The 24,973-nt window shown below is 54.1% G+C and carries 25 protein-coding genes; 17 read left to right on the forward strand and 8 right to left on the reverse strand.

Annotated elements, in window-relative coordinates:
- Nucleotides 1-191: 191 nt before the first annotated feature.
- From queA to secF, 5 genes are all read left to right on the forward strand, one after another.
- Nucleotides 192-1,220: a tRNA preQ1(34) S-adenosylmethionine ribosyltransferase-isomerase QueA gene (queA, locus tag V6U78_RS06265; RefSeq protein ID WP_405338536.1), complete on the forward strand. Its 1,029-nt coding sequence runs from the start codon at nucleotides 192-194 to the stop codon at nucleotides 1,218-1,220.
- Nucleotides 1,221-1,285: 65 nt separating this feature from the next.
- Nucleotides 1,286-2,407 (forward strand): tRNA guanosine(34) transglycosylase Tgt, encoded by a 1,122-nt coding sequence (gene tgt / locus V6U78_RS06270; protein WP_452312088.1) that lies wholly within the window; start codon nucleotides 1,286-1,288, stop codon nucleotides 2,405-2,407.
- Nucleotides 2,408-2,454: 47 nt separating this feature from the next.
- Nucleotides 2,455-2,784, forward strand: coding sequence for a preprotein translocase subunit YajC (gene yajC, locus V6U78_RS06275; protein ID WP_405338540.1), 330 nt, complete (start codon nucleotides 2,455-2,457; stop codon nucleotides 2,782-2,784).
- A 75-nt stretch (nucleotides 2,785-2,859) separates the two neighbouring features.
- The gene (gene secD, locus V6U78_RS06280) at nucleotides 2,860-4,707 is read left to right on the forward strand and encodes a protein translocase subunit SecD (protein ID WP_405338542.1); all 1,848 of its coding nucleotides are present in this window, start codon (nucleotides 2,860-2,862) and stop codon (nucleotides 4,705-4,707) included.
- A 21-nt stretch (nucleotides 4,708-4,728) separates the two neighbouring features.
- Complete coding sequence (secF, locus tag V6U78_RS06285; RefSeq protein ID WP_405338778.1) at nucleotides 4,729-5,661, forward strand: protein translocase subunit SecF; 933 nt, start codon at nucleotides 4,729-4,731, stop codon at nucleotides 5,659-5,661.
- A 123-nt stretch (nucleotides 5,662-5,784) separates the two neighbouring features.
- Here secF and V6U78_RS06290 read toward each other — a convergent pair whose 3' ends face one another.
- From V6U78_RS06290 to V6U78_RS06325, 8 genes are all read right to left on the reverse strand, one after another.
- Nucleotides 5,785-7,005, reverse strand: a complete 1,221-nt coding sequence (locus tag V6U78_RS06290; RefSeq protein WP_405338544.1) for a tetratricopeptide repeat protein — start codon at nucleotides 7,003-7,005, stop codon at nucleotides 5,785-5,787.
- Complete coding sequence (locus V6U78_RS06295) at nucleotides 7,002-7,643, reverse strand: energy transducer TonB (RefSeq protein ID WP_405338546.1); 642 nt, start codon at nucleotides 7,641-7,643, stop codon at nucleotides 7,002-7,004. Before V6U78_RS06295 ends, V6U78_RS06290 begins: the two co-directional genes overlap by 4 nt.
- 11 nt (nucleotides 7,644-7,654) lie before the next feature.
- Nucleotides 7,655-8,068, reverse strand: a complete 414-nt coding sequence (locus tag V6U78_RS06300) for an ExbD/TolR family protein (RefSeq protein ID WP_405338548.1) — start codon at nucleotides 8,066-8,068, stop codon at nucleotides 7,655-7,657.
- Between the two features lie 138 nt (nucleotides 8,069-8,206).
- On the reverse strand, nucleotides 8,207-8,689 hold the full coding sequence (locus V6U78_RS06305) for a MotA/TolQ/ExbB proton channel family protein (protein WP_405338550.1): 483 nt from the start codon (nucleotides 8,687-8,689) through the stop codon (nucleotides 8,207-8,209).
- A complete protein-coding gene (locus V6U78_RS06310) occupies nucleotides 8,689-10,086 on the reverse strand; it encodes a MotA/TolQ/ExbB proton channel family protein (RefSeq protein WP_405338552.1) in 1,398 nt (465 codons plus the stop codon). The genes V6U78_RS06305 and V6U78_RS06310 overlap by 1 nt, the downstream gene beginning before the upstream one ends.
- On the reverse strand, nucleotides 10,083-10,847 hold the full coding sequence (locus V6U78_RS06315) for a DUF3450 domain-containing protein (RefSeq protein ID WP_405338554.1): 765 nt from the start codon (nucleotides 10,845-10,847) through the stop codon (nucleotides 10,083-10,085). The genes V6U78_RS06310 and V6U78_RS06315 overlap by 4 nt, the downstream gene beginning before the upstream one ends.
- A gap of 48 nt (nucleotides 10,848-10,895) precedes the next feature.
- Nucleotides 10,896-11,894 (reverse strand): iron ABC transporter substrate-binding protein, encoded by a 999-nt coding sequence (locus V6U78_RS06320; protein WP_405338556.1) that lies wholly within the window; start codon nucleotides 11,892-11,894, stop codon nucleotides 10,896-10,898.
- 330 nt (nucleotides 11,895-12,224) lie between these two features.
- Nucleotides 12,225-13,001: an inositol monophosphatase family protein gene (locus V6U78_RS06325; protein WP_405338558.1), complete on the reverse strand. Its 777-nt coding sequence runs from the start codon at nucleotides 12,999-13,001 to the stop codon at nucleotides 12,225-12,227.
- A gap of 262 nt (nucleotides 13,002-13,263) precedes the next feature.
- Here V6U78_RS06325 and V6U78_RS06330 point away from each other — a divergent pair, with 262 nt between their 5' ends.
- The 12 genes from V6U78_RS06330 to hisS all read left to right on the forward strand — a co-directional run bounded on the left by V6U78_RS06330 (nucleotide 13,264) and on the right by hisS (nucleotide 24,914).
- Entirely contained in the window at nucleotides 13,264-14,037 is a 774-nt protein-coding gene (locus V6U78_RS06330; RefSeq protein ID WP_405338560.1) for an RNA methyltransferase, read from the forward strand.
- The gene (gene cysE / locus V6U78_RS06335; protein WP_405338562.1) at nucleotides 14,037-14,870 is read left to right on the forward strand and encodes a serine O-acetyltransferase; all 834 of its coding nucleotides are present in this window, start codon (nucleotides 14,037-14,039) and stop codon (nucleotides 14,868-14,870) included. The genes V6U78_RS06330 and cysE overlap by 1 nt, the downstream gene beginning before the upstream one ends.
- 92 nt (nucleotides 14,871-14,962) lie before the next feature.
- Nucleotides 14,963-16,552: an ABC-F family ATPase gene (locus V6U78_RS06340; protein WP_405338563.1), complete on the forward strand. Its 1,590-nt coding sequence runs from the start codon at nucleotides 14,963-14,965 to the stop codon at nucleotides 16,550-16,552.
- Nucleotides 16,553-16,627: 75 nt separating this feature from the next.
- Nucleotides 16,628-17,119 carry a Fe-S cluster assembly transcriptional regulator IscR gene (gene iscR, locus V6U78_RS06345; RefSeq protein WP_405338564.1) on the forward strand — a complete coding sequence of 164 codons (492 nt, stop codon included), beginning with the start codon at nucleotides 16,628-16,630 and terminating at the stop codon, nucleotides 17,117-17,119.
- Between the two features lie 39 nt (nucleotides 17,120-17,158).
- Nucleotides 17,159-18,301, forward strand: a complete 1,143-nt coding sequence (locus V6U78_RS06350) for an aminotransferase class V-fold PLP-dependent enzyme (RefSeq protein ID WP_405338566.1) — start codon at nucleotides 17,159-17,161, stop codon at nucleotides 18,299-18,301.
- A 105-nt stretch (nucleotides 18,302-18,406) separates the two neighbouring features.
- Complete coding sequence (locus V6U78_RS06355; protein ID WP_405338568.1) at nucleotides 18,407-18,730, forward strand: HesB/IscA family protein; 324 nt, start codon at nucleotides 18,407-18,409, stop codon at nucleotides 18,728-18,730.
- Nucleotides 18,731-18,808: 78 nt separating this feature from the next.
- Nucleotides 18,809-19,237: a nucleoside-diphosphate kinase gene (gene ndk / locus V6U78_RS06360; protein WP_405338570.1), complete on the forward strand. Its 429-nt coding sequence runs from the start codon at nucleotides 18,809-18,811 to the stop codon at nucleotides 19,235-19,237.
- Nucleotides 19,238-19,486: 249 nt separating this feature from the next.
- On the forward strand, nucleotides 19,487-20,638 hold the full coding sequence (rlmN, locus tag V6U78_RS06365) for a 23S rRNA (adenine(2503)-C(2))-methyltransferase RlmN (protein WP_405338572.1): 1,152 nt from the start codon (nucleotides 19,487-19,489) through the stop codon (nucleotides 20,636-20,638).
- A gap of 97 nt (nucleotides 20,639-20,735) precedes the next feature.
- The gene (gene pilW, locus V6U78_RS06370) at nucleotides 20,736-21,473 is read left to right on the forward strand and encodes a type IV pilus biogenesis/stability protein PilW (RefSeq protein WP_405338574.1); all 738 of its coding nucleotides are present in this window, start codon (nucleotides 20,736-20,738) and stop codon (nucleotides 21,471-21,473) included.
- Between the two features lie 26 nt (nucleotides 21,474-21,499).
- Complete coding sequence (locus V6U78_RS06375) at nucleotides 21,500-22,444, forward strand: RodZ domain-containing protein (protein WP_405338576.1); 945 nt, start codon at nucleotides 21,500-21,502, stop codon at nucleotides 22,442-22,444.
- A 47-nt stretch (nucleotides 22,445-22,491) separates the two neighbouring features.
- Nucleotides 22,492-23,604: a flavodoxin-dependent (E)-4-hydroxy-3-methylbut-2-enyl-diphosphate synthase gene (gene ispG, locus V6U78_RS06380; RefSeq protein WP_405338578.1), complete on the forward strand. Its 1,113-nt coding sequence runs from the start codon at nucleotides 22,492-22,494 to the stop codon at nucleotides 23,602-23,604.
- A gap of 8 nt (nucleotides 23,605-23,612) precedes the next feature.
- Nucleotides 23,613-24,914 carry a histidine--tRNA ligase gene (hisS, locus tag V6U78_RS06385; RefSeq protein WP_405338580.1) on the forward strand — a complete coding sequence of 434 codons (1,302 nt, stop codon included), beginning with the start codon at nucleotides 23,613-23,615 and terminating at the stop codon, nucleotides 24,912-24,914.
- Nucleotides 24,915-24,973: the final 59 nt, after the last annotated feature.

Genomic DNA, 24,973 nt, shown 5'->3' on the forward strand with positions numbered 1-24,973 from the left:
GGGCAAGCAGGCAAGCTGCTCTGGTAGGATGCGCGCATTATAGCCACTTATTAACAAGAGTCAACTCCCGATTGCACCCGCCCTTGATCGCTCAGTGGATGATCTGATCATCAAAAGCTGAAGATTATTCTCAAGCTGGGTTTTCGGTTAGAATGAGGCTTCTTTTTTTATCGTGATGGATGCCAACCTTTATGCAGCGCAGTGACTTCTCCTTCACCCTTCCTGATCATTTGATTGCTCGCTTCCCGCCTGCGCAAAGGCGCGATTCACGCTTATTGATTCTGCATCCAGATGCCAGTATCACTCATGCACAGTTTCCGGACCTGCTTGATCAGGTTCAGGCTGGCGACCTGATGGTATTCAATAACACACGAGTGATTCCTGCACGCCTGCTTGGCCAGAAATCCACCGGCGGACAGGTCGAAGTCTTGATTGAGCGAGTATTGGATGATCAACGCGCACTCGCCCATGTGCGGGCCAGCAAATCGCCCAAGGCAGGCAGTCGGCTCAGGCTTGAAGGAGAGCTGGATGTCGAGTGCACTGGCCGTGAAGGCGCACTTTTTTGTCTGACCTTCCATCATGCCGAGCCTTTGCTGAGCTTGCTCGAGCGCTATGGCCATATGCCCCTACCCCCCTATATGGATCGGGCTGACCAGCCTGAAGACCAAGAGCGCTATCAAACCGTCTATGCACAAAAACCCGGTGCTGTCGCCGCCCCCACAGCGGGCCTGCATTTTGATCAGCAACTTTTAGCCCAGCTCGCACAAAAAGGCGTACAAACGGCCTTTGTCACTCTGCATGTGGGTGCAGGCACCTTTCAGCCAGTGAAGGTCGATAAGCTAGAAGAACATGTGATGCATCAAGAATGGCTTGAAGTCACTGAAGAAGTCGCCGAGCAGGTGCGTCAAACCCAAGCAGCAGGTGGACGCATTATTGCTGTCGGCACCACCAGCGTGCGCTGCTTAGAAACGGCGAGCCACAGCGGCCAGATCCAGGCCTATCGCGGTGAAACCGATATTTTCATCTATCCAGGCTATCAGTGGCGTTGCGTGGATCAATTGATCACTAACTTCCACCTGCCTGAATCCACGCTGCTGATGCTGGTGGCCAGTTTTGCCGGCCACCAGCCCATTATGCAGGCCTATCAAGAAGCCATAGATGAGGGTTACCGCTTCTATAGCTATGGCGATGCGATGCTGCTGACACGCGCTTCGGCTTAGGTCTCTTTTTTATTTAATTCGATTCTTTGATTCGACAAGGTACAAGAATGCGCTCCGAATGCTTTATGCAGTTTGATCTGCTCAACACCGATGGCCGTGCACGCCGTGGCCGCCTCACTTTTCCACGCGGAACGATAGAAACACCCGCTTTTATGCCAGTCGGCACCTACGGCACAGTTAAGGGCATGCTGCCTAAGGACGTTGAGGCGATAGGCGCTGAAATCGTGCTCGGCAACACCTTCCACCTGATGCTCAAGCCAGGCACAGACATTATTGAAGCCCACGGTGATCTGCATGATTTTATGCAGTGGGAGCGGCCGATTCTGACTGACTCTGGCGGCTTTCAGGTCTTCTCTTTGGGGCAGCTGCGCAAGATTACCGAAGAAGGCGTCCATTTTCGTTCACCCCACGATGGTGCCAAGGTCTTTATGGGACCAGAAGAGTCGATGGCTGTGCAGCGCAAGCTGGGCTCGGATATCGTGATGATCTTTGATGAATGCACCCCCTACCCAGCCACCTTTGCCGAAGCCGAAAAATCGATGGAGCTGTCGCTGCGCTGGGCCAAGCGTTCTAAAGTAGCGCATGGCAGCAGTCCCTCTGCGCTGTTCGGGATTATTCAAGGCGGCATGTATCCTGAGTTGCGCAAGCGCTCGCTAGAGGGCCTGCTTGAGATCGATTTTGATGGCATGGCGATTGGCGGCCTCTCGGTGGGCGAGCCTAAAGAAGAGATGCTCAAGACACTGAACTATCTGCCCCAGTGGATGCCTGAGGACAAACCCCGCTACCTGATGGGCGTGGGCAAGCCAGAAGACCTGGTGGAAGGTGTGCGCCGTGGCGTCGATATGTTTGATTGCGTAATGCCAACCCGCAATGCGCGCAATGGCCATTATTTTACCGCTGAGGGCGTGGTTAAAATCCGCAATGCCAAGCATAAAATGGATACTGGCCCCATTGAGCCCGGCTGTGATTGCTATACCTGCCAGAATTTTTCACGCAGTTATCTTCACCACTTGGATCGCAGTGGCGAGATGCTGGGTTCCATGCTGGGCACTATTCATAACCTGCGCCACTACCAAAGGCTGATGGCTGGTTTGCGTCAGGCTATAGAAGCAGGTAAATTGTCGGGCTTCGTGGATGACTTCTATGCTGCTCTCGGGCGTGAAACACCAGAGTTACCCGAAGCCTAAGTGCACTTTTTAACCCCTTTTCAACGACTGCTTATAAGGAGCAACCTATGGAGTTTTTCATTTCTGCTGCCCATGCGGATGCGGGTGCCGCTAGCCCGATTTCAAGCATTATCATGCTGGTGGGTTTTGTCGCCATTTTTTACTTTCTGCTGATTCGCCCTCAGCAAAAGCGTGCAAAAGAGCACAAAAATCTGCTGGCTGAGCTGAGCATGGGTGATGAAGTGACACTGGCAGGCGGCATGCTGGGTCGTATCAGCAAGGTCACCGACGAGTTTTTAGTGCTCGAAATTTCTAAAGATGTCTCGATCAAAGTCCAAAAAGCAGCGGTGACTGCCGTTCTGCCTAAAGGCACTTTAAAAGCGGTTGACGCGGAATAAAAGCCAGTGGCTCTGCGCAGGAGCCACTGAGTTCACCAACACAAATGATTCACTGCTGATCAATTAAAGGCTGTTATGCTGAACCGTTACCCTCTGTGGAAAGTTGTGCTGATCCTTTTTGTGATCGGCCTGGGCGTGGTCTATGCCCTGCCTAATCTTTATCCTGAAGATCCAGCGATCCAGGTCTCAGGATCACGCGCTTCGATAGAAGTGACGAATCGGGATCAAGCCCGTATTGAGCAAGCCCTGAATCAAGCCGGCATTGCTTTTTTCGGCTCTCAACTGGAAAACCAATCATTACTGATTCGTTTTGCAGATAATCAGGCACAAACGGCGGCTCAGTCCGTCATTCAGCAAGCAGCAGGGGATAATCTGGTGGTGGCGCTCAATCAAGCGCCCACCACACCAGACTGGCTCTCCTCCCTCGGTGCCAAGCGTATTAATCTTGGCTTGGATTTACGCGGAGGCGTGCACTTCCAGATGGAAGTCGATATGGAAGCCGCTGTTGCCCAGCAACTCGAAGCCGAAGCGGGTGAAGTGCGCCGTTTACTGCGTAGCGAAAGACTCAGATTCCGCCAAGTCACGCTCAGCGACCAAGGTTTGCGTGTTCAGATGGCCTCCGAAGAGGATCTGGTACAAGCACAAAGACTTCTCCAGCGCGAGCTACGTGATTTTGATTTTGAAGCCAACCCGACCACACTGCGCCTCCATTTAACGCTCAAAGAGCAGATGGTGCGTGATATCGAAGACTATGCCATTGAACAGAACTTGATCACGCTGCGTAATCGGGTCAATGAACTCGGGGTCGCTGAGCCGTTAGTTCAGCGCTCAGGGCGTAATCGTATTGTTGTTGAGCTCCCTGGCATTCAAGACACCGCTGCCGCCAAGCGCGTACTCGGTGCTACGGCCAACCTGCAATTCCGCCTTGAAGCGCGTCAAAACGAAGATCCCATCAATGTCGAGCGCTTTAACTTCCGTGATGAACATGGCCGCAGCGCTTTGTTAGAGCGCGACATCATCACCACCGGCAACCATGTCACCAACGCCAGTATCGGCTTTGATGAGAACAACCGCGCACAGGTCAATGTCCGCCTAAATTCTCAGGGCGGCCGTTTAATGAGCCAAGCCACACGCCCGAATGTCGGACGCGCGATGGCGGTGATTTTTATCGAGCACAAAACACGCAGCCAGTTTGTTGAGCAGGATGGCGAGCTGGTTGAACAGCGTGAGAATTTTGTTGAACAAGGCATCATCTCCTTAGCCAATATTCAAAGCGAGCTTGGTAGCAGCTTCCGCATCACTGGCAATTTTAGCGTTCAAGAAGCCAATGAGCTGGCCATGCTGCTGCGCGCAGGTGCCTTGGCTGCCCCGATGTATTTTGTTGAAGAACGCACCATTGGTCCCAGCCTTGGACAAACCAATATTGAGCAGGGCGTGCTGTCAATCCAGATTGGTCTCGCGCTGGTGGTGCTCTTTATGCTGATCTGGTACCGCCTCTTTGGTGTTTTTGCCTGCGTCGCACTCACCGCAAACCTGGTGCTGCTGGTCGCACTCCTCTCTGTACTGGGCGCCACCCTGACACTGCCCGGTATCGCAGGGATCGTGCTGACACTGGGGATGGCGGTGGATGCCAACGTGCTGATTAATGCGCGGATCAAAGAAGAGATGTATCACCGTGGTCTTTCGCCCCAAAACGCGATCCATGCAGGTTACGAAAAGGCCTTCTCGACGATTCTGGATGCCAATATCACCACCTTCCTCGTCGCGATTATTCTGTTCTCGGTTGGCACCGGCCCAGTGAAGGGCTTTGCCGTGACGCTCTCGTTAGGCTTACTGACTTCGATGTTTACCGCCATTATGGTCACACGCTTGCAGGTCAACTGGGTTTACGGCCAGCGTCGTGTTGAGCGTTTATCTATCTAATAGGAGCCTTGGATGCCTCATATGCTGAAACAAAAGCTGCTGAATATCGATGTCGATTTCATGCGCTTTAAAAACTGGGCGCTCCTTCTTTCAGCAGCGCTGATCGTGATTTCTCTGGTGTCTCTGGCCACGCAAGGCTTGCGTTTTGGTCTGGACTTCACTGGCGGCACTCTGGTGGAGCTGAGCTACCCGCAAGCTGTGGATCTAGATGGCGTGCGCTCGCAGCTCACACAAGCTGGCTATGAGCAGTTTATTGTGCAGAACTATGGCGCGGCCACCGATGTACTGATTCGCCTCAATCAAGGCTTCTCGCCCGAAGTAGGTGAGCAGGTGCGCAGCCTGCTGGCCGCTGGAGATGCTGGCGTTGAGCTGCGCCGTGCTGAGTTTGTTGGTGCGCAGGTCGGTGAAGAACTGCGCGATCAGGGTGGCCTGGGTATGCTGATGGCGCTGATTGGGGTGATGATTTACATCGGCTTTCGCTTTCAGTTTAAATTTGCAGTCGGTTCAGTGCTGGCCCTGGCGCATGACGTCATCCTGCTGCTGGGCTTCTTCTCTGTCTTTCAAATTGACTTTGATCTGACGGTGCTGGCGGCCTTGTTAGCGGTCATCGGTTATTCGCTGAACGATACCATCGTGGTGTACGACCGGATTCGTGAGAACTTTCGTATGTCGCGCAGTGGCACGCCACAAGAACTGATTAATCTCTCGATCAATCAGACACTGATGCGGACCACCATTACCTCCTTCACAACGCTGCTGGTGCTCTTTGCACTGCTGTTTTTAGGGGGCGATATGATCCATCACTTTGCCCAGGCATTGATTGTTGGCGTTGTGGTCGGCACCTTCTCCTCGATCTACATCGCCGGCTCACTGCTGTTGACCTTAAAGATCTCACGTGAAGATCTGGCGCTGCCGATTAAAGAAGGCGAGGTGGAAGAAGAAGGCCGTCCCTGATTCTGCTAAGAAGGCTTTCACCCTAGCTAAAAAAAACCGGCCACTGCATGCAGTGACCGGTTTTTTGTTGGCATCCAATCCTTGTGCTAGCCTCTGCTTGCCAGCTGCACTGAGCGCTCGATATCAAGCATCCAGCGCATTAAGGTAGTTGAGCCACTGGCGGGCCTGCTCTTCTTCTGATGTGGCCATCAGCTCCTGCAACAGACGACGGGCCGCAGCATAGTCTTCTTGCTCCACAAGTGCATGTGCGATCAAAAGCTGCAAACGTGCGGCCGCACGCGGTTCAAGTTGATCAACCAGCGGCTGCCATAGGGCGATGGCCTCCTGCCAGCGGCCTTGACGAAACATCCAATCACCCGCCAGCTGCTGATCTCGCCGTGCAGAGGAGTGGGCGGCTAAACGCTGCAAGGCGATGGCGGTGGGCTCATGGGCGCGAGTTTGCATCCAGGCCTGCGCAGTCAGACGCAATACATCCACCTCTAAACTGCCAGTCTGCTCTAACATGCGCTCTAAAACCTGCGCCGCACGCAAGGCTTGCTGATCAACCAGTAAACGCCGTGCCAACTCTTCTTGCTGTGCCGCACTGAGATGCCCTTGGCGCTGGGCTAATTCTAGCGTGACCAGCGCCTGACGCTCGGCTCCGGCAAGCCTTTGTAGCTGCACGAGCTGGAGCCAAAGCTCCGACTGCTCTGGACTGAGTTCAACGCGCTTCTGCTGCCAGTAGGCTGCTGCGGCCCAGTCTTCAGTGCGTTGAAAAATCACCACCGCCAGCGTCAGCCAACTTGGGCGCTCTTGTACACCCAAGGCATGCACTATATCTGGCTGGGCCTCAACCCAACGCTCAACCTGAGCCAATAACGCGGCGCGTAGATAATAGGCCTCGGCTGATGGCTGCTCTTCTTCCTGCCACCAGTCTTCAAGATGGCCGAGAGCCTGAGCATACTGACCCAGCTCCAGATGGAGCTGTAGGGCAAACCAGCGCGTGGCTTGGCGTGTTTCTGCATCCAGCAACGAGGCATGACTTAAAGCTTGTTCTAATGCACTCAGTCCCAGAGCTGTCTCGCCCTGCTGCTGATACCACTGCGCCAGGATACGCGCCGCATAGGCACGCAAAAAAGCCTGTTGAGCCTCTTGACCAGAGGGCTGCTCAAGAAGGCGAGTGCCCAGCTGGACCAGGGTTTCGCCTTGCTCTTCTTGCAGCGCTTGCGTCAAACGATTGAGCTGCTCATATTGACGCGGAGTCAAGGAAACAGGCTCAGCAGCAACGACTGGACTGGAAAGCGAGAGAGCCAGCCAGCCCGTCAACGCCAGGGCAAGCGGGGTTCTTTTGTGTAGCCGACTCATGGTGACTCCATACGAAACTCTAATCTCTGGCGTAATTGGCGCTGCCCACCTGTTTCGTAGGCGGCAAAACGCCAGCGTGCAATGGCCATCCGTGCTGAACGCTCAAAGACACCCTCAGGTTCAGCGGCAAGCACCTCAATGGTCTCGGGCAATACCTGTCCCTGTGCATTCACCTGAAAACTGAGATCCACCCACCCTTCAAGACGACGGGCCAAAGCCTGACGCGGATAACGCGGTGGCTCACGATACACTGGGGTCTCAACGGCTGGGCCTGAATTTAACCGCCCCGCCAAGCTGGGAAAAGCAGGACCATCAAACTGGGCATCGATCGCCGGTAAGCTGGCATCCAGTGCCGAAGTGACTGGAGAGGCCGCATTCACCTGTGACTGGGCAGCCGAAGACGGCGATTGCATTTGCATCTCAGGCGGCGGTGGGGGAGGCGGCGGCGGTGGCGGCGTTAAGCGCTCGACCTCTGGCTGAGGCTCAACCTGCACCCAGCGCATCGAAAAACGTTCGGAGGCTTCTGGTCGACTGGTATCCGCATAGTGAACCAGAGTCCCTAACCCAACAAAAAAGGTCAGGCTCGCCACGACCGCCAACGGCCAACTCACAAGTCCTGACCAACGTGACCAAGCCATGCTCTCCCTCCTTAACGATCAGGTTGTTGTGCAGCCAAGGCGATACGATCCACACCCGCTTGGCGCAGGCGGTCCATCACTTCGACCAGTCGACCTGAACGCGAGGCACGATCAGCTTGAATCACAACGCTGGACTGAGGACTCTCAGCCTGTAAACGCACAACTCGAGGCCCGAGCGCGGCCAGCGTCACTGGCTCGCGATCCAGCCAGATCTCACCCTCAGGCGAGATGGCAATCAAAATACTGGCCTGAGCCTGGACTTCCGCAGTGGAAGCCTGGGGTGGATCCACTTCGATCCCACTTTCACGCACAAAACTGGTGGTGACGATAAAAAAGATCAGCAAAATAAAAACGACGTCCAGCATGGGCGTCAAATTGACTTCTGTATCATCCTGCTCTTGAGAAAGAAGACGACTACGGCGCATGGTCTGCCCCTATCAATATCCAACTGAACCAGCCCTGTTCCACTCACCCGATTTCACTGGGCCAGTCACAGGCACTGAAAAGAAGACAGCGTGCAATCAGCCTGCTCACAAGCATCATGCCGCTGATCCTGGTGTCTGCTATAAGGCTTGCAGCTGACGCTTGACTCGCCTTTGCCAGAAGCTCAGAAAAAACATCCCCACCAACATCACCGCCATACTGGCGAAGGTGGGCAGAATGGCGCGTGCAATACCTGAGGCCAGCAAACGCGGATCAGAAGCCGCCCCAAGACTCAAACCATCAAACACCAGCATCATGCCAGTCACGCTCCCCGTTAATCCCAGCAAGGGTGTCACCATGAGCAGGCCCTTCAACAAGGGCAGACCCCGCTCAAGCTCGATCAAGGCCCGAAGGTGATCGGCGTGACGCTGCAAGATGGCTTGATGCGCTCCCTGGGCGGTATGGCGCGTCAGACGAGGCCAGGTCATCCAGCGATGGATAATCAACCAAGCTTGCAATACCGCCACCAGCAAGAGCCCTTGCATAATAAAGCCCCCCTGAGCCAACAGCTGCTCAAGGGGTTTGATCTCAACCCAACCAAGGGCGGCGATCCACTCTTGCATCAGACCGCACTCCGTGGACAGGTCGAACGTGTCGCCAAGGTGGCAGCCAGCCAAGCCGAGCTCTCAGCCTCTAACAGGCGTGCAACTAAACGTGAACGACCTTGTAGCAACAGATGTGCAAGCAGTAGCGGCACAGCCGTCAGCAGGCCAAGTACCGTCGTCACCAGCGCTTGCGAAATACCCGCCGCCATCATCGCCGGATCACCGGTACCAAACAAGGTAATGGCCTGGAAGGTGGCAATCATCCCAGTCACCGTCCCCAAAAGACCCAGCAACGGGGCCATGGCCGCTAAAAGCTTGACCAGTGCCAAACCGCGCTCTAAGGCCGCTGACTCACGCACCAGCATTTCATCAAGACGCGCTTCCAGTGCCTCTGGCGGCTGTTGCTGCGCTTGTTGATAACTTGACTGGAGCGCCGCCATCACACGCCCCAGGGCGTTATTGGTTTGAGGTTGATCCAGCTGTCCTAACTGCGTTTTCACTCGGCGATATTCCGCCAGCAAACGCACTGACTGCACAGCCGCCACCAGCAAGCCCAGCACACCAAGCAGCAAAATCAGATAACCGACCACACCGCCCTGATGCACTCGCTCAATCAACGTGGGCTGGCGGCTCAGCAGTTGCAAGGTCATCCCTCGAGCTGGATCAAGCAGAACACTGGCCGTTTGACCCGCGCCAAAATTGGCTGCGCTCTGGCGTAGGGCATTGGATTGGCGTGGCCACAAGGCTGGCGGCTGCTGATCACGCAAGCGCAGCATACCTGCCGCCTGCATCAGTTGCAGATCACCGAGACGAATCAGACGGTCTGTTTGCTGCTGACCTTGCTGATCGATCCACTGTCCTTGATAGGCCGCAACCTGACCTGTCGCAATCCAAGCCTGCTGCAAGCTCTGCCACAGGGTTTCAAAATCCTGCACGCTGGGCAGCCGCTCGCTGGTTGATGAAGGTTGCAAAAAGGCCATCAACTCAGGGTACTGGTGGCGATAGAAGGCATCTGAAACCAAACCAAAGAGGTTGGATTTTTCTTCACGATAGATGGCAAACACCTCTCCCAAAGACGCAGAGCGGCGTTGCAATCTTTCTTGCGTTTCCTGCAACTCGGCTTCGAGTGTCAGTTGCGCTTGTTCTAAATCAGCCTGACGCTGCTCAGCAGCAGCCAAGGCGCGCTGGACTTCAGCCAAAGCTTGAGCCTGCGCTTGGGTATCCTGCTGCGCTAACTGAAGATAGGCTTCTTCGGTTAAACGCCGCTCGACACTCGCTGAACGTGTTTGTTCGAGCAAGCCGCGCCAATAGTCTTCTGGGGTGACATGCTGACTGGCCGCAGCCGACTGGAGTGCAGCGCTTGCAAGCAGGCACAACAAGAGTCCCAGAGAAGAAAACCAAGGCTGTTTTTTCATTCTGTCGCTCCTTGTCCAGTGGCTTCGCGCAAGGGTACAGATAAGGGCAGATCAACAAACTGCGGCAAACCTCGCTCTTCTGCCATCGCTAAACCAGCCTGAACCTGAGCACGCTGTGCCGCATTGAGCGCTAGCCAAGACTGGCTGGTCGCAGACCACACACCGGCTCTTTGTTGATCTTCGCTCAAGTAATACAGCCCGATACGCCCCACGCGCAACAGGGTGACGCGCTCTTCAGTGGTGGCATCAGGACGAATAAATTCACGACTGACCGCCAGCAGGCGACCTTGTTCGACTTCTTGACGATAGCTGGTCAGAAGATGGCGCAGCTTCTCAGCATGACTGACATCAACACGCTGCATCAAAGCACGTATCTCACGCACACGATGAAGACGCGCCTCACGCTGGAAAGGCAGATCATGACGAATAAAACCTTCTAAACGCTCCAGCATCGCCAGCATCAAAGGCTCAAGTTCTTCGCGAGTGGCATCAAGGCCATCAAGCTGTTCTTGCAGACTTTGCACTTCTTCGGCCAGGCGCGCATTCCAAGCAGCCTGACGTTCATTATGCGCTTCGAGGAGCAGCAGCTGACGCCGCGCTTGCCGCCAGGCTTCAAAATCCTGTCGTCTTTGCGTATCCAGTTGTTCTAGCTGCTGTTGAATCTGAATGGCCTGCTGTTGTGCGCTGGTTTCTAGATCGCGCACTTGGGTTGATGAACTGGCCAGCGCACTGCTGGCCAGAAAACACATCAAAGCAAACATCAGGCCTCGTTGGCATAGCACCAAGGAGGGGGGGAACATAACTTAACCTCAGATTAAACCTGCACGACGCAGCAGGGCAAGAGTACCTTCTAAATCATCAAGTTGGTCAAGATCAATATCAGGGCTCACCTGCAGTGCACGATCATAAGAGATGGCCAGTGGATTCTGTGTCACGCCTTGAATCACTGGGAATTCATTCCCTTCTGTAGCAAAGTATTCCTGCGCTTCTTGGCTAATCAGGAAACGGACAAACTGCTGAGCTTGTTCCTGGTTACGACCATGACGTGTAACGGCAACACCAGCCACGTTCATCAGGTTACCGATATCCCCTTCAGCAAAGAAGCCCTGATTAACGGGGAAGTTGGCATCATTGGCTGTAATGCGGGGCAGGTAGTAGTTATTGACCAGAGCATAGTCGATTTCGCCATCGGCAATCGCTGGCAGCTGAACCGTGTTATTGCGGAAGACCTTGGTGCCATTGTCACGCATGGCTTGCAACCACTCCAGAGTGCGGTCTTCACCGTGCACAACGCGCATTGCAGTGACAAAAGATTGGAAAGAACCATTACCTGGTGCCCAGCCCACGCGACCACGGAAGCGCTCATCCGTCAGATCAAAGATGCTTTGTGGATGATCAGCGGCGGTTGTGCGTGTTGTTGAATAGGCAAAAACACGTGCACGACCACTGGTGGCAACCCAGTTACCCGTGACACTCTTGTAAATACCGGGCAGATCTTCATAAATATTGGCTGGCAGCTGGGCAAGCAGGTTCGCACGGCTCACCGCACCCATTGCGCCTGCATCCTGACCCCAGTAAACATCAGCAGGCGTACGACGGCCTTCTTCTTGCAGCAAAACAGCCAGCTGCGCTGTGCCACCGTAGCGTACATTGACTTCAATACCGGTTTCTTGCTGAAAGCGATCAATGATTGGCTGAACGAGGGATTCACCACGGCCAGAATAGAGGGTCAGACTGGCGGCCTGCACCAAGGGCGCGGCCAATAAAGCGCCAGCCAAGGCGAGTGGGGCAAAGAGTTTCGTGCGCATATGTCTCTCCATCCAAATTTGCAATACAACGTGAGCGAGCAGAGGTTCCCGACTGCCCATCTATAAATGAATGAGAGACATTATCAGACAGATATTGGATTGTAAATAAAAACTAGACGCATCTGTAATCCATCTTTGATCGACAGCGGCATCATATTATGGGAACGACTTCATCAACACACAGGCACAAAAAAAGCCCCTAACCTCAAGGGTTAAGGGCCTGGAATCATCACAGAGTCCAGCAGAGACTCCACGCTGCTTGATCCTTCAAAATAGCCGATCACAGCGCTCTTAAAAGGAGCTATTAAAAAGGACGATGACAAGGCGCTATCACAAATGCGGCTTCAGTTGACCAACCAGCTGACGGAAGGCTTTGGGATTGGCCACCAGTAAACGCCCTTCACTGGTCAGACTGGGCGCACCACTCAGGTCACCAGCCAGACCGCCCGCTTCTTTCAAAATCAACAAGGCCGGTGCCAATTCCTTCTCATCGACACCCATCAAAATCGCCGCATCAAGTTGACCGGCAGCGACCGCACAGATATCCAGCGCCGCACAACCACTGGTCAGCAGTGTTTCTACTCCCAACAGAGGCAAAAGCTGAGCATAAACAGGCAGCAACTGTTGACGTAAGCGAGGCTCAGGCAGGGGATAAGCCAAGGCAGCCTGCTCAGGCTTCCAACCAGCAAGGACTCGAATCCGTCGTCCATTTAAGGTGGCACCACGGCCACGGCTGGCGAGAAACTCTTGGCTGGTGGCTGGATTAAACAACAAGACGTGCTCTAAACGATCACGAATATAAATAGAAAGGGTTAACGCAAAGGCTGGATAACCCCGCTTGAGGTTGTCATAGCCAGTCAGTGAATCCACTGACCAACGCATTTCACCACTCCCTTGCAGCTGAGCAAAGCGACCACGGAAAGAAGCATCAGGGTGAGCACGCACTAACTGCCGCTCAATGGCCTGCTCAACACGGCGACCACAGGTTTCAAGCAGTTCAGGAACAGCCTGATCTGTACGTGCAATATCCAGACGCTCAGAAACATAAGTATAGTGTTCGCTGACACTGCGCAGCGCACGCAGCGCCAATTGGAGAGTGGGATGCATAGAGATAACCAGCCGTGATTGTTAAGGAACGAAAAGGAGGAGTATGATAATGGGTTTTCACGCAATAACAAGCCACAATTTCATCAACGCCAAGGCGCTTCTTGATCAACACCTGGGCTGTGGGTTCAGCAAGACATCCAATTCAGGCCCAGCGCCCAGCGAGTCACGGATCGCCCCACACACTCGGGCCGCCTCTATTTAAGCTTCTGCGACCTGTATAGATGTTGATCAAGGCACACCAAAAAAACAGAGACTCAAACACATGCTGAACTCCATCAAAATCATTCTGGTTGGCACTTCGCATCCAGGCAATATCGGCGGTGCAGCACGCGCCATGAAAAATATGGGATTAAGTGAGCTGTGTCTCGTCGCGCCGCGCGCCCAGTTTCCTCACCCTGAGGCCACCTTTCGTAGTTCAGGGGCCACGGATTTGCTTGATCAGATCACCATCTACCCCACCCTCGAAGAAGCCATCAGCGACTGCACACTGATCGCCGGTACCAGCGCCCGATCCCGCCATATTCCCTGGCCGCTGATCGACCCACGAGGCTTGGCAGCCCAAGCAGCCCAAGAGCTACAACAACCTGAGCACAAACTCGGGCTGGTCTTTGGACGTGAAGACCGAGGACTGAGCAACGAAGAGCTGCATCTTTGCCATCTGCATGTGCATATTCCCTGCAACCCAGACTTTAGCTCACTCAATCTGGCCGCAGCCGTTCAGGTACTGAGCTATGAACTGCGACAGGCCGCCTTGGCGCAGCAAGCGGCCACACCCGAGCCAGCAGAAGCGCCTGCCTTTGGCACTGAATGGGATGCGCCCTTTGCCAGCGGAGAGGATCTGGAAAGATTTTTTACTCATTTAGAGACCACGCTGATTGATATTGACTTCCACGACCCCAATCATCCGCGTCAACTGATGAGTCGTCTGCGCCGCCTGTATCTGCGCGCCCGACCTGATACGCATGAAATCAATATGCTCCGTGGCATTTTAAGCCTCACCCAGAAAGCGGCCCACAGCCGCACCGAGAAGCCCTGATGTTGAAACAAATACGAGAAGATATTCACAGCGTCTTTCAACGTGATCCCGCCGCCCGCAACTGGTTTGAAGTGCTCACCAGCTATCCGGGTCTACACGCCCTATTAATGCATCGCTGCAATCACTGGCTCTGGAAGCTGGGGCTCAAATGGCTCGCCCGCTGGCTTTCCACCTGGGCACGCTGGCTCACCGGCATCGAAATCCATCCCGGCGCGCGCATTGGGCGGCGTTTTTTTATTGATCATGGCATGGGCGTGGTGATCGGCGAAACAGCTGAAATAGGTGATGATGTGACCCTCTACCACGGTGTCACGCTCGGAGGCACCAGCTGGAACAAGGGCAAGCGCCATCCAACACTGGAAAACGGTGTGATCGTGGGTGCCGGCGCGAAAATCCTCGGCCCCTTTATCGTGGGCGCAGGCGCCAAGATCGGCTCGAATGCGGTCGTCACCAAGGCGGTCCCTGCCGGCGCGACCGTCGTCGGCATTCCCGGGCGCATCATCCTGCGACAGGAAGACGCCCCCTTACAGCAAGAAATTGACCCCCTCAAACGCGCAGCCGCCGAAAAGCGCTTTGGTTTTGATGCCTATGGCATGAGCGCCGAGATGCCAGATCCGGTTGCTAAATCCATCCGCGGTCTGCTGGATCATATGCATGCCGTGGATGAGCGTATGCAGCAGATGTGTCATGCACTGCACCGCTTAGATCACAACTTTCGTGAAGAAGATCTTCCCGAGCTGCGCGATGAAGACTTTGCGGATGATCTGTGCGCACGCAGCCTAGAAGAAATCGGCCTCAAAAGGTCAAAAAAATCGACAGATCCCTCATCCTAAGCGCTTCATTTTGGTAACAGGCAGCGCTGTGGCATAATGCGCCGCCTGTTTCCCCCTCTTATTTTTCTCTTCATCTAATCGAGTACATTCCCTTGCTGACCACGGCCAATATCACCATGCAGTTTGGCGCCAAGCCACTGTTTGAAAACGTCTCTGTTAAATTCGGTAACGGCAACCGCTACGGCTTGATCGGAGCCAATGGCTCTGGCAAATCCACCTTTATGAAAATCCTCGGCGGTGATCTAGAACCCTCGGCCGGTAACGTCTCCAAAGAACCGAACGAGCGCCTGGGTAAGCTGCGCCAGGATCAGTTTGCTTACGAGCAGTTCAGCGTCATCGACACGGTGATCATGGGTCACGAAGAACTCTGGACGATCAAGGCCGAGCGGGATGCGATTTACGCCAAAGCAGAAATGAGCGAAGAAGACGGCATTCGTGCCGGTGAGCTGGAAGGTGAATTTGCCGAGCTGGATGGTTATACCGCTGAATCCCGCGCCGGTGAACTCTTGATTGGTGTGGGTATTCCGGTGGAGCAGCATTATGGCCCGATGAGTGAAATTGCTCCGGGTTTTAAACTGCGCGTACTGCTGGCTCAGGCGCTGTTTTCTGATCCAGAAATTCTGTTGCTGGACGAGCCAACCAACAACTTGGACATCAACACCATCCGCTGGCTTGAAGGTGTACTGAATCAGCGCAACAGCACCATGGTGATCATTTCGCACGACCGCCACTTTCTGAACAGTGTTTGCACCCATATGGCTGATCTGGATTATGGTGAGCTGCGCCTGTATCACGGCAACTATGATGAATACATGACCGCCTCCACCCAAGCGCGTGAACAGATGCAGGCCGATAACGCCAAGAAAAAAGCCCAGATTGCCGATCTAAAGGCCTTTGTTAGCCGCTTCTCGGCCAATGCCTCCAAATCCAAACAGGCGACCTCGCGCGCCAAGCAGATCGACAAGATTCAGCTGGCCGAGATCAAGCCCTCCAGCCGCCAGAGCCCGTTCATTCGTTTTGAGCAAGAAAAGAAACTCCACCGTACCGCGCTGGAAGTGGAAGGCTTGTCTCAATCCTTTGATGAAGAGCTGTTTCGTGGTTTTAACCTGCAAGTCAATGTGGGTGAGCGCATCGCCATCATCGGCCCGAACGGCATTGGTAAATCCACGCTGCTGAAATGCCTGGTGGGTGATCTGGAACCCAGCAGCGGCAAGGTGAAGTGGTCAGAAAATGCCAATATCGGTTATTACGCTCAGGATCATGCCCATGAGTTTGAGCAGAACAAAACCCTGTATGACTGGATGGCCTACTGGGGGCAGGAAAAAGACGACGAGCAGGTGATTCGTGGCACGCTGGGGCGGCTGCTGTTTTCCCAGAAAGACATCGACAAGTCGGTCAAGGTGATCTCCGGTGGTGAGCAGGGACGAATGCTGTTCGGCAAACTGATGCTGCAACGCCCGAATATTCTGGTGATGGATGAACCCACCAACCACTTGGATATGGAATCCATCGAGTCATTAAACCTGGCGCTGGAAAACTATGCCGGTACTCTGCTGTTTGTCAGCCATGACCGTGAGTTTGTTTCCACCCTGGCCACCCGTATCATTGAGCTGACGCCTACCGGCATTGTGGACTTCAGCGGCAGTTACGAGGATTACCTGCGTAGCCAGGAAGGTAACTGAATACGTCATTACTTGACTAAATTACAGGGTCTTTGCATAATACCTCGGTCTATACTTGATCAAGGGAAGTGCTTTATGCGTTTAACTACCAAAGGTCGCTATGCGGTCACCGCCATGCTCGATTTGGCTTTAAATGCACGCTCAGGCCCTGTTTCCTTAGCCGATATTTCAAGCCGTCAAGAAATCTCTCTTTCTTATCTGGAGCAGCTTTTTGCACGCCTGAGACGCAACGCTTTAGTCACCAGCGTTCGCGGCCCAGGCGGTGGCTATCAGCTGGCACGTCCTTGCGAAGATATTTTTGTTGCGCAGGTGATTGATGCTGTCAATGAATCGGTGGATGCCACCCGCTGCCGTGGCAAGGGTGATTGTCAGCAAGGGCATCAGTGCCTGACGCACCACCTCTGGTGCCAGCTTTCAGATCAAATCCACCAGTTTTTAAGTGGCATCAATCTGGCTCAACTGGTTTCTCAAGAAGAAGAGCTACGCAAAAAGCTCAAGCTGAAAATCGATTCACCCGAAGCTGCGGCCCAGCCTAAAAAAGATAAAATTGCCCTCTCGATGATTTAAACTGGCGTTTTTTCTTGTTGATTTTTGCTGAGCAGGCCTATGAATCCACTGATTTATCTTGATTACGCAGCGACCACACCTGCCTCTCCTGAAGTCGCGCAGGAAATGGCGCGTTACCTCACCTTGGACGGCTGCTTTGCCAATCCTGCCTCTCGCTCTCATATGGCTGGCTGGATGGCAGAACAGGCCGTTGAGCAGGCACGCCAGCAGCTGGCTCGCCTGATCGGTGCTGATTTGCGCGAAATCGTCTGGACTTCGGGGGCAACGGAGGCCAACAATCTGGCCTTAATCGGTGCTGCGCGGGCGAATCCAGAGCGCGGCCGCCATATCATTACTTCCAGCATCGAACATAAGGCAGTTCTGGATACCTGCGCTTGGCTTGAGAAGCAGGGCTATCGCATCACCTATTTACAACCGAACGCGCAAGGCATCATTAGCGCTGAGCAGCTTGCCGCGGCGCTGACCGACGAGACGCTGCTGGTGTCGCTGATGCTGATCAACAACGAGCTGGGGAGCATCAATCCGATTGAAGACTATGCCCTGCTGTTGCGCGATCATCCTGCGCTGTGGCATATCGATGCCGCCCAGGCAGTCGGCAAGCTAGAGATCGATGTGCAGCGCCTCGGCGTGGATCTGCTTTCGATCAGCGCACACAAGTTTTACGGCCCCAAAGGCATCGGCGCGCTCTATGTGCGCCGCGATCCTCCTGTCCATCTTGAGGCGATCATCCACGGTGGCGGCCATGAGCGCGGCATGCGCTCTGGCACCCTCGCTACCCACCAACTGGTTGGTTTGGGTGTCGCCGCACGCCAAGCACAAGAGCAGATGCAGGCAGATCGCGCTCATGTGCAGGCTTGTCGCCAGGCGTTTCTCGCCGAGCTAGACCCTCAAGGCTACCAGGCGCACTCAGATTTAGAACAAGGATGGCCAGGCATCGTTAATCTTGGCTTTCCAGGCATCGAGGCAGAAACACTGATGCTGGCCCTGCCTGATCTGGCCGTCTCAACCGGCTCGGCCTGCAATTCAGCCAGTATCGATCCCTCTTATGTTTTGGCGCGATTGGGCGTACCGCGTGCCTTGGCCCTCAGTTCAATCCGCTTTAGTTTTGGGCGCTACCTCACCCTTGAGCAAGCACAGCAAGCTGGGCAGCAGGTGCAAAAAGCCTTGAGCAGCCTGAGATAAAAACTGAGACGCATAAACGAGATACGAGCAGCAGTCGATGGATGCGGAACCCGCGCAGGCTGCCTGCCCTCTCATCCTGATAGGTATCAACAAAAGGTGAACCCGATGAGCATTTCTGTTTCTTTAGCTGCGGCCCAACACATCCAGCGCTGCCTGAAAGATCGCGAGCAAGCGATCGGGTTACGCATCAAAATCAAACCCAGCGGCTGTTCTGGCTTTTCTTATGTGCTCGATTTTGCAGACACCCAAGCAGAGGAAGACCTGATTTTTGAGCAGCATGGTGTCACTGTCCTTGTTGACCCTGAAAGCTACCCTTACATCGAAGGGACGGAGGTCGATTATGTTCAGGAAGGCGTGAACTCCTTTTTCCGCTTTAAAAATCCGAAGGTGAAAGACGAATGTGGTTGTGGAGAAAGCTTCAGCGTATAATCTGCGCCGAAAGTTGAAGCTTGTTTGTCAACAGCCCTCTTTTGTCCCTTCCTTCCTGAATCAATGTGGAGTTTGAATATGGCCGTAGAACGTACTCTTTCGATCATCAAGCCAGATGCCGTTGCTAAAAACGTGATTGGTGAAATCATCGCACGCTTTGAAAAAGCAGGTCTGCGCGTTGTCGCTGCCAAAATGCAGCAACTGAGCCGCGAGCAAGCAGAAGGCTTCTATGCTGAGCACAAAGAGCGTCCTTTCTTTAAGGATCTGGTCGATTTCATGACCTCTGGCCCTGTCGTGGTTCAAGTTTTAGAAGGCGAGAACGCCATTGTGCAAAACCGCGAACTGATGGGTGCCACCAACCCTAAAGAAGCGGCGCCAGGCACCATTCGTGCTGACTTTGCTGAATCTATCGATGCCAATGCTGTACACGGTTCCGATTCAGCCGCTTCTGCTGAGCGTGAAGTCGCTTACTTCTTCGCTGCTGAAGAAGTCTGCGCACGCAGCTAAGTGTGACGCTCTGCTTCAGGATCGCCTCAGTGGCCTGAAGCAGTACCAAGGCAGGGACTCCCTGCCTTTGTTTTTAGTGCGGGATCAACCACGACTCACCGATTTTGATCGTGAAGGAGACGCTGCTTGACTGGCATAGCCTGCATCAACACTCTTCTCAGCCGTTCTTTGCAACCCTTAGACTCCTGCAATTTTTTCACCTCGCGACCCTTGTTAACCTTGTTCTTTCTCACTATTTAGGTCTCTGCCATGTCTGCCACCTCATCGCTGATCGCCAGTTCCGCTCACTCTGAAGAGCGCATCAATCTGCTGGGAATGACGCTCGCTCAGCTCGAAGATTTCTTTGTCAACCAACTCGGCGAGAAGAAGTTTCGTGCTGCGCAGGTGATGAAGTGGATGCATCACCGTTGTGCGGCCAGCTTTGAAGAAATGACCGATCTGAGCAAGAAGTTGCGCAGCAAGCTCGAAGAAAGCGCAGAAATTCGTCCACCCAAGGTGGTGTTGGAAGATATTTCCAGCGATGGCACACGCAAATGGGTCCTTGAGGTCAGTGCAGGCAGCCACATCGAGACCGTCTTGATTCCCGCTGGTGAGAATCGACGCACCCTGTGCGTGTCTTCACAAGTGGGCTGTTCTTTGGATTGCTCCTTTTGCTCCACGGGCAAACAAGGCTTCCAGCGCAATCTGACTCCGGCTGAAATCATCGGGCAGGTCTGGGTCGCCCAGCGCTCGTTTGGGCCGCGTAAGGATTCCAGTAAACGCCCTGTCACCAACGTGGTGATGATGGGGATGGGCGAGCCTCTACTCAACTACCAGCCCGTGTTGAGCGCCATGCGCATTATGCTGGATGACAATGGCTATGGCCTGTCCAAACGGCGCGTGACGCTCTCGACTTCTGGACTCGTACCTCAGCTCGATCAACTGGGCGAGGATATTGATGTCTCCTTGGCCATCTCTCTCCATGCCGCACGGGATGACTTGCGTCAACAACTGGTGCCGATCAATAAAAAATATCCCATTGATGAGCTGCTCGCCGCCTGTCAACGCTATCTCAGCAAATGCGGCGATTCGCGTGAAGTCACCATCGAATACACGCTGATTGCCGGTGTGAATGATCAGCAGCAGGATGCCCAGCAGCTGGCCGCCCTCTTGCAAAATTTACCCTGTAAAATTAACCTCATCCCCTTCAATCCCTTTCCGGGATCGGATTACCAGCGCCCATCGCGCAACCAGATCATGCGCTTTCAGAACTGGTTACATGAAGCCGGCTACTCAGCGCCAATCCGTAGCACGCGTGGCGATGATATAGATGCAGCCTGTGGTCAGTTGGTCGGCAGGGTGCAGGATAAAACCCAGCGCAGCGCACGCTATCAAGCTCAACAGCGCCAAAATGTCTCTTGATCTAGCCAGCTCTCGGCTCTAGAAAGGCCGCTACATCAAGAGATACAGACTCAATACAGACCCAAGGCAAGGGGTCACACTGAACAGGTTTATGGCTATGCAGCAGCATCAAGGGATGATTCCGCGCTTTCTCTGTCTTGGCCTTCTGCTGGTACTGCTGAGTGCCTGCGCTGGTCGTCCGGCTTGGGAGGAAGTCGATCCTCAGCGCCAGGCCCAAGCTTATACCAATCTGGGTTTTGGCCTGTTCAGCGAAGGGGACTATCAACGTGCCCTGCGCGAATTCAATCGCGCCTTGCAAGTCAGACCTCACTTTGCTGAAGCCCATCATGGCATGGCTTTGACACTGCAAGCTCAGGGCGAAGATCAGGCGGCTGAATCCCATTTTCGCCAAGCCTTACGCCATGATCCACAAATGACAGCCGCCAGAAACAATTATGCTGCTTTTTTATTTGCACAAAGCCGTTATGATGAAGCGCGCATTCAGTTGGAACTTGCCAGCCAGGATCTACTCTATGAACAGCGCTGGCTGGTCTTTGAAAATCTAGGCTTTTTAGCCCTTGAAATGGATAACAAGAGTCAAGCCCGCCATGACTTTGAGCGCGCACTACGCCTCAATCCAGGCCGACGCGCAACCAGAATTCGTCTTTTTGAACTGCTGATGGAGGCTGAGGCCTATTCGGCAGCCCAAGCACAGTGGCGCAGCTTACAAGAAGACCCAAACCTTGATCCACAAGTGATCAGGCTTGGTATCACCCTGGCACAATACACAGGGGATCAACGAGAAGAACAGCGACTTTGGCAACAACTCCGTCTAGCTGCCGAGGATCGGGATTAAACTACCCAGCGCAAAGAGGATTTTGAATGACTAAGACACAAGAAGAGCAACAGGTGACAGAGCAGCCTGATCTTGGCCCAACACCTGGTGCGCTGCTGAAAAAAGCCAGAGAAGCTAAAGGCTGGTCACAAAAGGAAGTCGCCCAAAAACTCAATTTTTTACCGACCTATGTGCCGGCTTTAGAAGAAGGCGAATATCAGCTCCTCCCGAATACAACCTTCATTCGTGGTTATCTGCGCACCTATGCCAACCTAGTCGATCTCGATGCACAGTCTCTACTGGAAGCCTTCCAAAAACACTCGCCTGACCTCAACCAACCAGATAGCTTCTCGCCAGTTCAAAGCATCAAGCCCGGCAAAAAATCAGGCAGCTTTCTGTTTAAGCTGTTTTCTCTTTTGGTCATTCTGGGCTTGATTCTTTTGGTCACCCTCTGGTGGCAAAGTCGCTCTGATGATGCCCTACTGCCACTCGTTAATGAGGAGGTCCGTGTTGATACACAGCAAGGACCTCAGATACTGCTGCCAACGAGCCAACCTGAAACCGAACCTGCTGAGCCTGAGGCTGAGCCACAGGAACCACAGGCCGCCGCAGAAGAGAGAGAGACCACAGCTGCATCGGTAGAAGCGCCGCAGCCAGCCAGCCTCTCCCCTGCTGAGGAAGAGCCAGCCGCTGCTGGGGCTTCGGATAGATCGACGTCATCTTTTGACCCAGTCAGCGTGACGCAAAATCAACCCAATCGCTTGGCGCTCAGCTTTACTGATGAGTGCTGGACTGAAATCCGCGATGCCAACCAGCGTTTGCTGCGTTCAGGCTTAATGCGTGCTGATGAGCAGCTTCTGGTTGAAGGCACACCACCCTTTCAGGTGGTGTTCGGCAATGGCCGCGTGGCCCAGATTCACTACCTAGGCCAAGCCGTTGACTTCAACCAGCGTATCCGTGCCAATGGCTATACCTCACTCAGTATTCAATAATCTCTTTTTCCTTGTTTGATGCATTTTTGCCAAGAGCTCAGATCACCATGCACCAGCCTTCTCCGATTCAACGCCGCCGCTCTCGTCAGATTCGCGTGGGTTCCGTCCTTGTGGGCGGTGATGCCCCCATCAGCGTTCAAAGCATGACCAATACCGAGACCTGCGATGTCGCAGCCACAGTGGCACAAATTCGGCGCATGGAAGAAGCCGGCGTAGACATTGTTCGTGTCTCCGTCCCTAGCATGGAAGCCGCAACCGCCTTTGGCGAGATCCGCAAACAAATCCAGACGCCCTTAGTGGCCGATATTCATTTTGATTATAAAATTGCGTTGCGCGTCGCAGAACTCGGCGTCGATTGCCTGCGCATCAACCCCGGCAATATTGGCCGCGAGGATCGTGTGCGTGAAGTCGTCGCCGCCGCACGCGATAAGGGCATTTCAATCCGCATTGGCGTCAATGCTGGCTCTTTAGAAAAAGACCTGCAAAAAAAATATGGCGAGCCAACACCGGCAGCCTTAGTCGAATCAGCCCTGCGCCACGTTGATCATCTGGATCGCCTAGACTTTCAGGAATTTAAAGTCAGCGTGAAGGCCTCAGATGTCTTTATGGCCGTGGCAGCCTATCGCCAGCTGGCCCAGCAGATAGAGCAACCTCTGCATTTAGGCATTACCGAAGCTGGCGGCCTGCGAGCCGGCACAGTCAAATCCGCTGTCGGCTTGGGTTTGCTGCTGATGGATGGAATCGGTGATACACTACGCGTTTCGCTTGCCGCAGACCCAGTCGAAGAGGTCAAGGTGGGCTTTGATCTGCTCAAAAGCCTCAAATTACGCAACAAGGGCGTTAATTTTATTGCCTGCCCCAGCTGTTCACGACAGAACTTTGATGTGGTGGCCACGCTCAATGAGCTGGAAAGCCGCGTCGAAGACCTGCTGACACCGATGGATGTGGCGGTGATTGGCTGCATCGTGAACGGCCCAGGAGAGGCCAGAGAAGCCGATCTTGGCCTCACTGGCGGCAGCCCTCAGCATTTGATTTATATCGATGGCAAGCCTGCCAGCAAGGTCAATTCAGCCCAGCTGGTGGATCAGCTTGAAGCGCTGATCCGTGAAAAAGCAGCGGCCAAGCAAGCACTCGAAGAACAGATTTTAGCTAAAGGATAATCCAGAACGTGGCCAAAAAGATTCAAGCGATACGCGGTATGAACGATCTGCTGCCCAGCCAATCTCACCGCTGGCAGTATTTAGAACACACAGTAGCCCGTCTGTTGGCCCGCTATGGCTATCAGGAAATCCGTATGCCAATCGTCGAATCGACGGCCCTGTTCAAGCGCTCGATTGGCGAAGTGACGGATATCGTCGAAAAAGAAATGTACACCTTTGAAGATCGCAATGGTGATAGCCTGACCCTGCGCCCTGAAGGAACCGCCGGTTGCGTGCGCGCGGCAGAAGAACATGGGCTGCTTTTTAATCAACAACAACGCCTCTGGTATCACGGTCCCATGTTTCGCCACGAGCGCCCACAAAAAGGGCGTTATCGTCAATTCCACCAAATTGGCGTCGAAACCTTTGGCTTAAATGGCCCTGATATTGATGCTGAGCTGCTGCTGATCACTGCTCGCCTCTGGCAAGAGCTGGGTCTACTTGAGCATCTCACCCTAGAGCTCAACACCTTAGGCAGTGCTGAAGCCCGTGCCGCATATAAAGCCGCGCTGACCACTTATCTTCAAGGCCATTTTGACGCTTTAGATGAAGATAGCCAGCGCCGTCTGAGCAGCAATCCACTGCGCATTCTGGATTCCAAGGTCGCCAGCACTCAAGCACTGCTCGAAGACGCCCCTGCCTTTGATGACTATCTTGATGCCGCAAGCCGGACACACTTTGAACAGCTCTGCCGCAAACTGGATGCCGCAGGCGTAGCTTATCGCCTCAATCCCAGGCTGGTACGCGGCCTAGACTACTACAGCAAAACCGTTTTTGAATGGACCACCACCGCGCTGGGTGCCCAGGGTACTGTCTGTGCCGGTGGGCGCTATGACGGTCTGGTGGAGCAGCTCGGCGGTAAGGCGACACCCGCCGTTGGCTTTGCTATGGGCATTGAGCGCCTCGTTTTACTACTCGAAACCCTAGAGCTCTTCCCGGCCGCCCTTGAACAACGGGTGGATGTCTACCTGACAGCCTTGGGTGAGGCAGCTGAAGCCCAGGCACTGCTTCTAGCAGAGCGTTTGCGCAGCGAACTGCCGCAACTGCGCCTACTCACGCATTGTGGCGGTGGCAGCTTCAAGCAACAAATGAAGCGTGCCGATCGCTCAGGGGCCACCTTCGCCTTGCTGCTCGGAGAAGATGAAATAGAACAAGGCAGTGTGACCGTTAAACCACTACGTGATGGCCAGGAGCAACACACCTGCGCCCTCGGCGATCTCGGTCAATTTTTAGCGCGCCATTTGCAAAGCACTGGGGCTCAGTTAAGATAGCCACCATTTGTTTCCAATTGGTGCGGCTGGACTGACATTTTTTCTTTAGATTACTGACC

It is taken from the genome of Marinospirillum alkalitolerans (assembly GCF_045055655.1).
GTDB classification, from domain to species: Bacteria; Pseudomonadota; Gammaproteobacteria; order Pseudomonadales; family Halomonadaceae; genus Marinospirillum; species Marinospirillum alkalitolerans.

Bases quoted from the DNA above. Each gene is read 5' to 3' on its own strand.
- queA (WP_405338536.1), top strand. From the start codon at position 192: ATGCAGCGCAGTGACTTCTCCTTCACCCTTCCTGATCATTTGATTGCT.
- tgt (WP_452312088.1), top strand. From the start codon at position 1,286: ATGCAGTTTGATCTGCTCAACACCGATGGCCGTGCACGCCGTGGCCGC.
- yajC (WP_405338540.1), top strand. From the start codon at position 2,455: ATGGAGTTTTTCATTTCTGCTGCCCATGCGGATGCGGGTGCCGCTAGC.
- secD (WP_405338542.1), top strand. From the start codon at position 2,860: ATGCTGAACCGTTACCCTCTGTGGAAAGTTGTGCTGATCCTTTTTGTG.
- secF (WP_405338778.1), top strand. From the start codon at position 4,729: ATGCTGAAACAAAAGCTGCTGAATATCGATGTCGATTTCATGCGCTTT.
- V6U78_RS06290 (WP_405338544.1), bottom strand. From the start codon at position 7,005: ATGAGTCGGCTACACAAAAGAACCCCGCTTGCCCTGGCGTTGACGGGC.
- V6U78_RS06295 (WP_405338546.1), bottom strand. From the start codon at position 7,643: ATGGCTTGGTCACGTTGGTCAGGACTTGTGAGTTGGCCGTTGGCGGTC.
- V6U78_RS06300 (WP_405338548.1), bottom strand. From the start codon at position 8,068: ATGCGCCGTAGTCGTCTTCTTTCTCAAGAGCAGGATGATACAGAAGTC.
- V6U78_RS06305 (WP_405338550.1), bottom strand. From the start codon at position 8,689: ATGCAAGAGTGGATCGCCGCCCTTGGTTGGGTTGAGATCAAACCCCTT.
- V6U78_RS06310 (WP_405338552.1), bottom strand. From the start codon at position 10,086: ATGAAAAAACAGCCTTGGTTTTCTTCTCTGGGACTCTTGTTGTGCCTG.
- V6U78_RS06315 (WP_405338554.1), bottom strand. From the start codon at position 10,847: ATGTTTGCTTTGATGTGTTTTCTGGCCAGCAGTGCGCTGGCCAGTTCA.
- V6U78_RS06320 (WP_405338556.1), bottom strand. From the start codon at position 11,894: ATGCGCACGAAACTCTTTGCCCCACTCGCCTTGGCTGGCGCTTTATTG.
- V6U78_RS06325 (WP_405338558.1), bottom strand. From the start codon at position 13,001: ATGCATCCCACTCTCCAATTGGCGCTGCGTGCGCTGCGCAGTGTCAGC.
- V6U78_RS06330 (WP_405338560.1), top strand. From the start codon at position 13,264: ATGCTGAACTCCATCAAAATCATTCTGGTTGGCACTTCGCATCCAGGC.
- cysE (WP_405338562.1), top strand. From the start codon at position 14,037: ATGTTGAAACAAATACGAGAAGATATTCACAGCGTCTTTCAACGTGAT.
- iscR (WP_405338564.1), top strand. From the start codon at position 16,628: ATGCGTTTAACTACCAAAGGTCGCTATGCGGTCACCGCCATGCTCGAT.
- V6U78_RS06350 (WP_405338566.1), top strand. From the start codon at position 17,159: ATGAATCCACTGATTTATCTTGATTACGCAGCGACCACACCTGCCTCT.
- V6U78_RS06355 (WP_405338568.1), top strand. From the start codon at position 18,407: ATGAGCATTTCTGTTTCTTTAGCTGCGGCCCAACACATCCAGCGCTGC.
- ndk (WP_405338570.1), top strand. From the start codon at position 18,809: ATGGCCGTAGAACGTACTCTTTCGATCATCAAGCCAGATGCCGTTGCT.
- rlmN (WP_405338572.1), top strand. From the start codon at position 19,487: ATGTCTGCCACCTCATCGCTGATCGCCAGTTCCGCTCACTCTGAAGAG.
- pilW (WP_405338574.1), top strand. From the start codon at position 20,736: ATGCAGCAGCATCAAGGGATGATTCCGCGCTTTCTCTGTCTTGGCCTT.
- V6U78_RS06375 (WP_405338576.1), top strand. From the start codon at position 21,500: ATGACTAAGACACAAGAAGAGCAACAGGTGACAGAGCAGCCTGATCTT.
- ispG (WP_405338578.1), top strand. From the start codon at position 22,492: ATGCACCAGCCTTCTCCGATTCAACGCCGCCGCTCTCGTCAGATTCGC.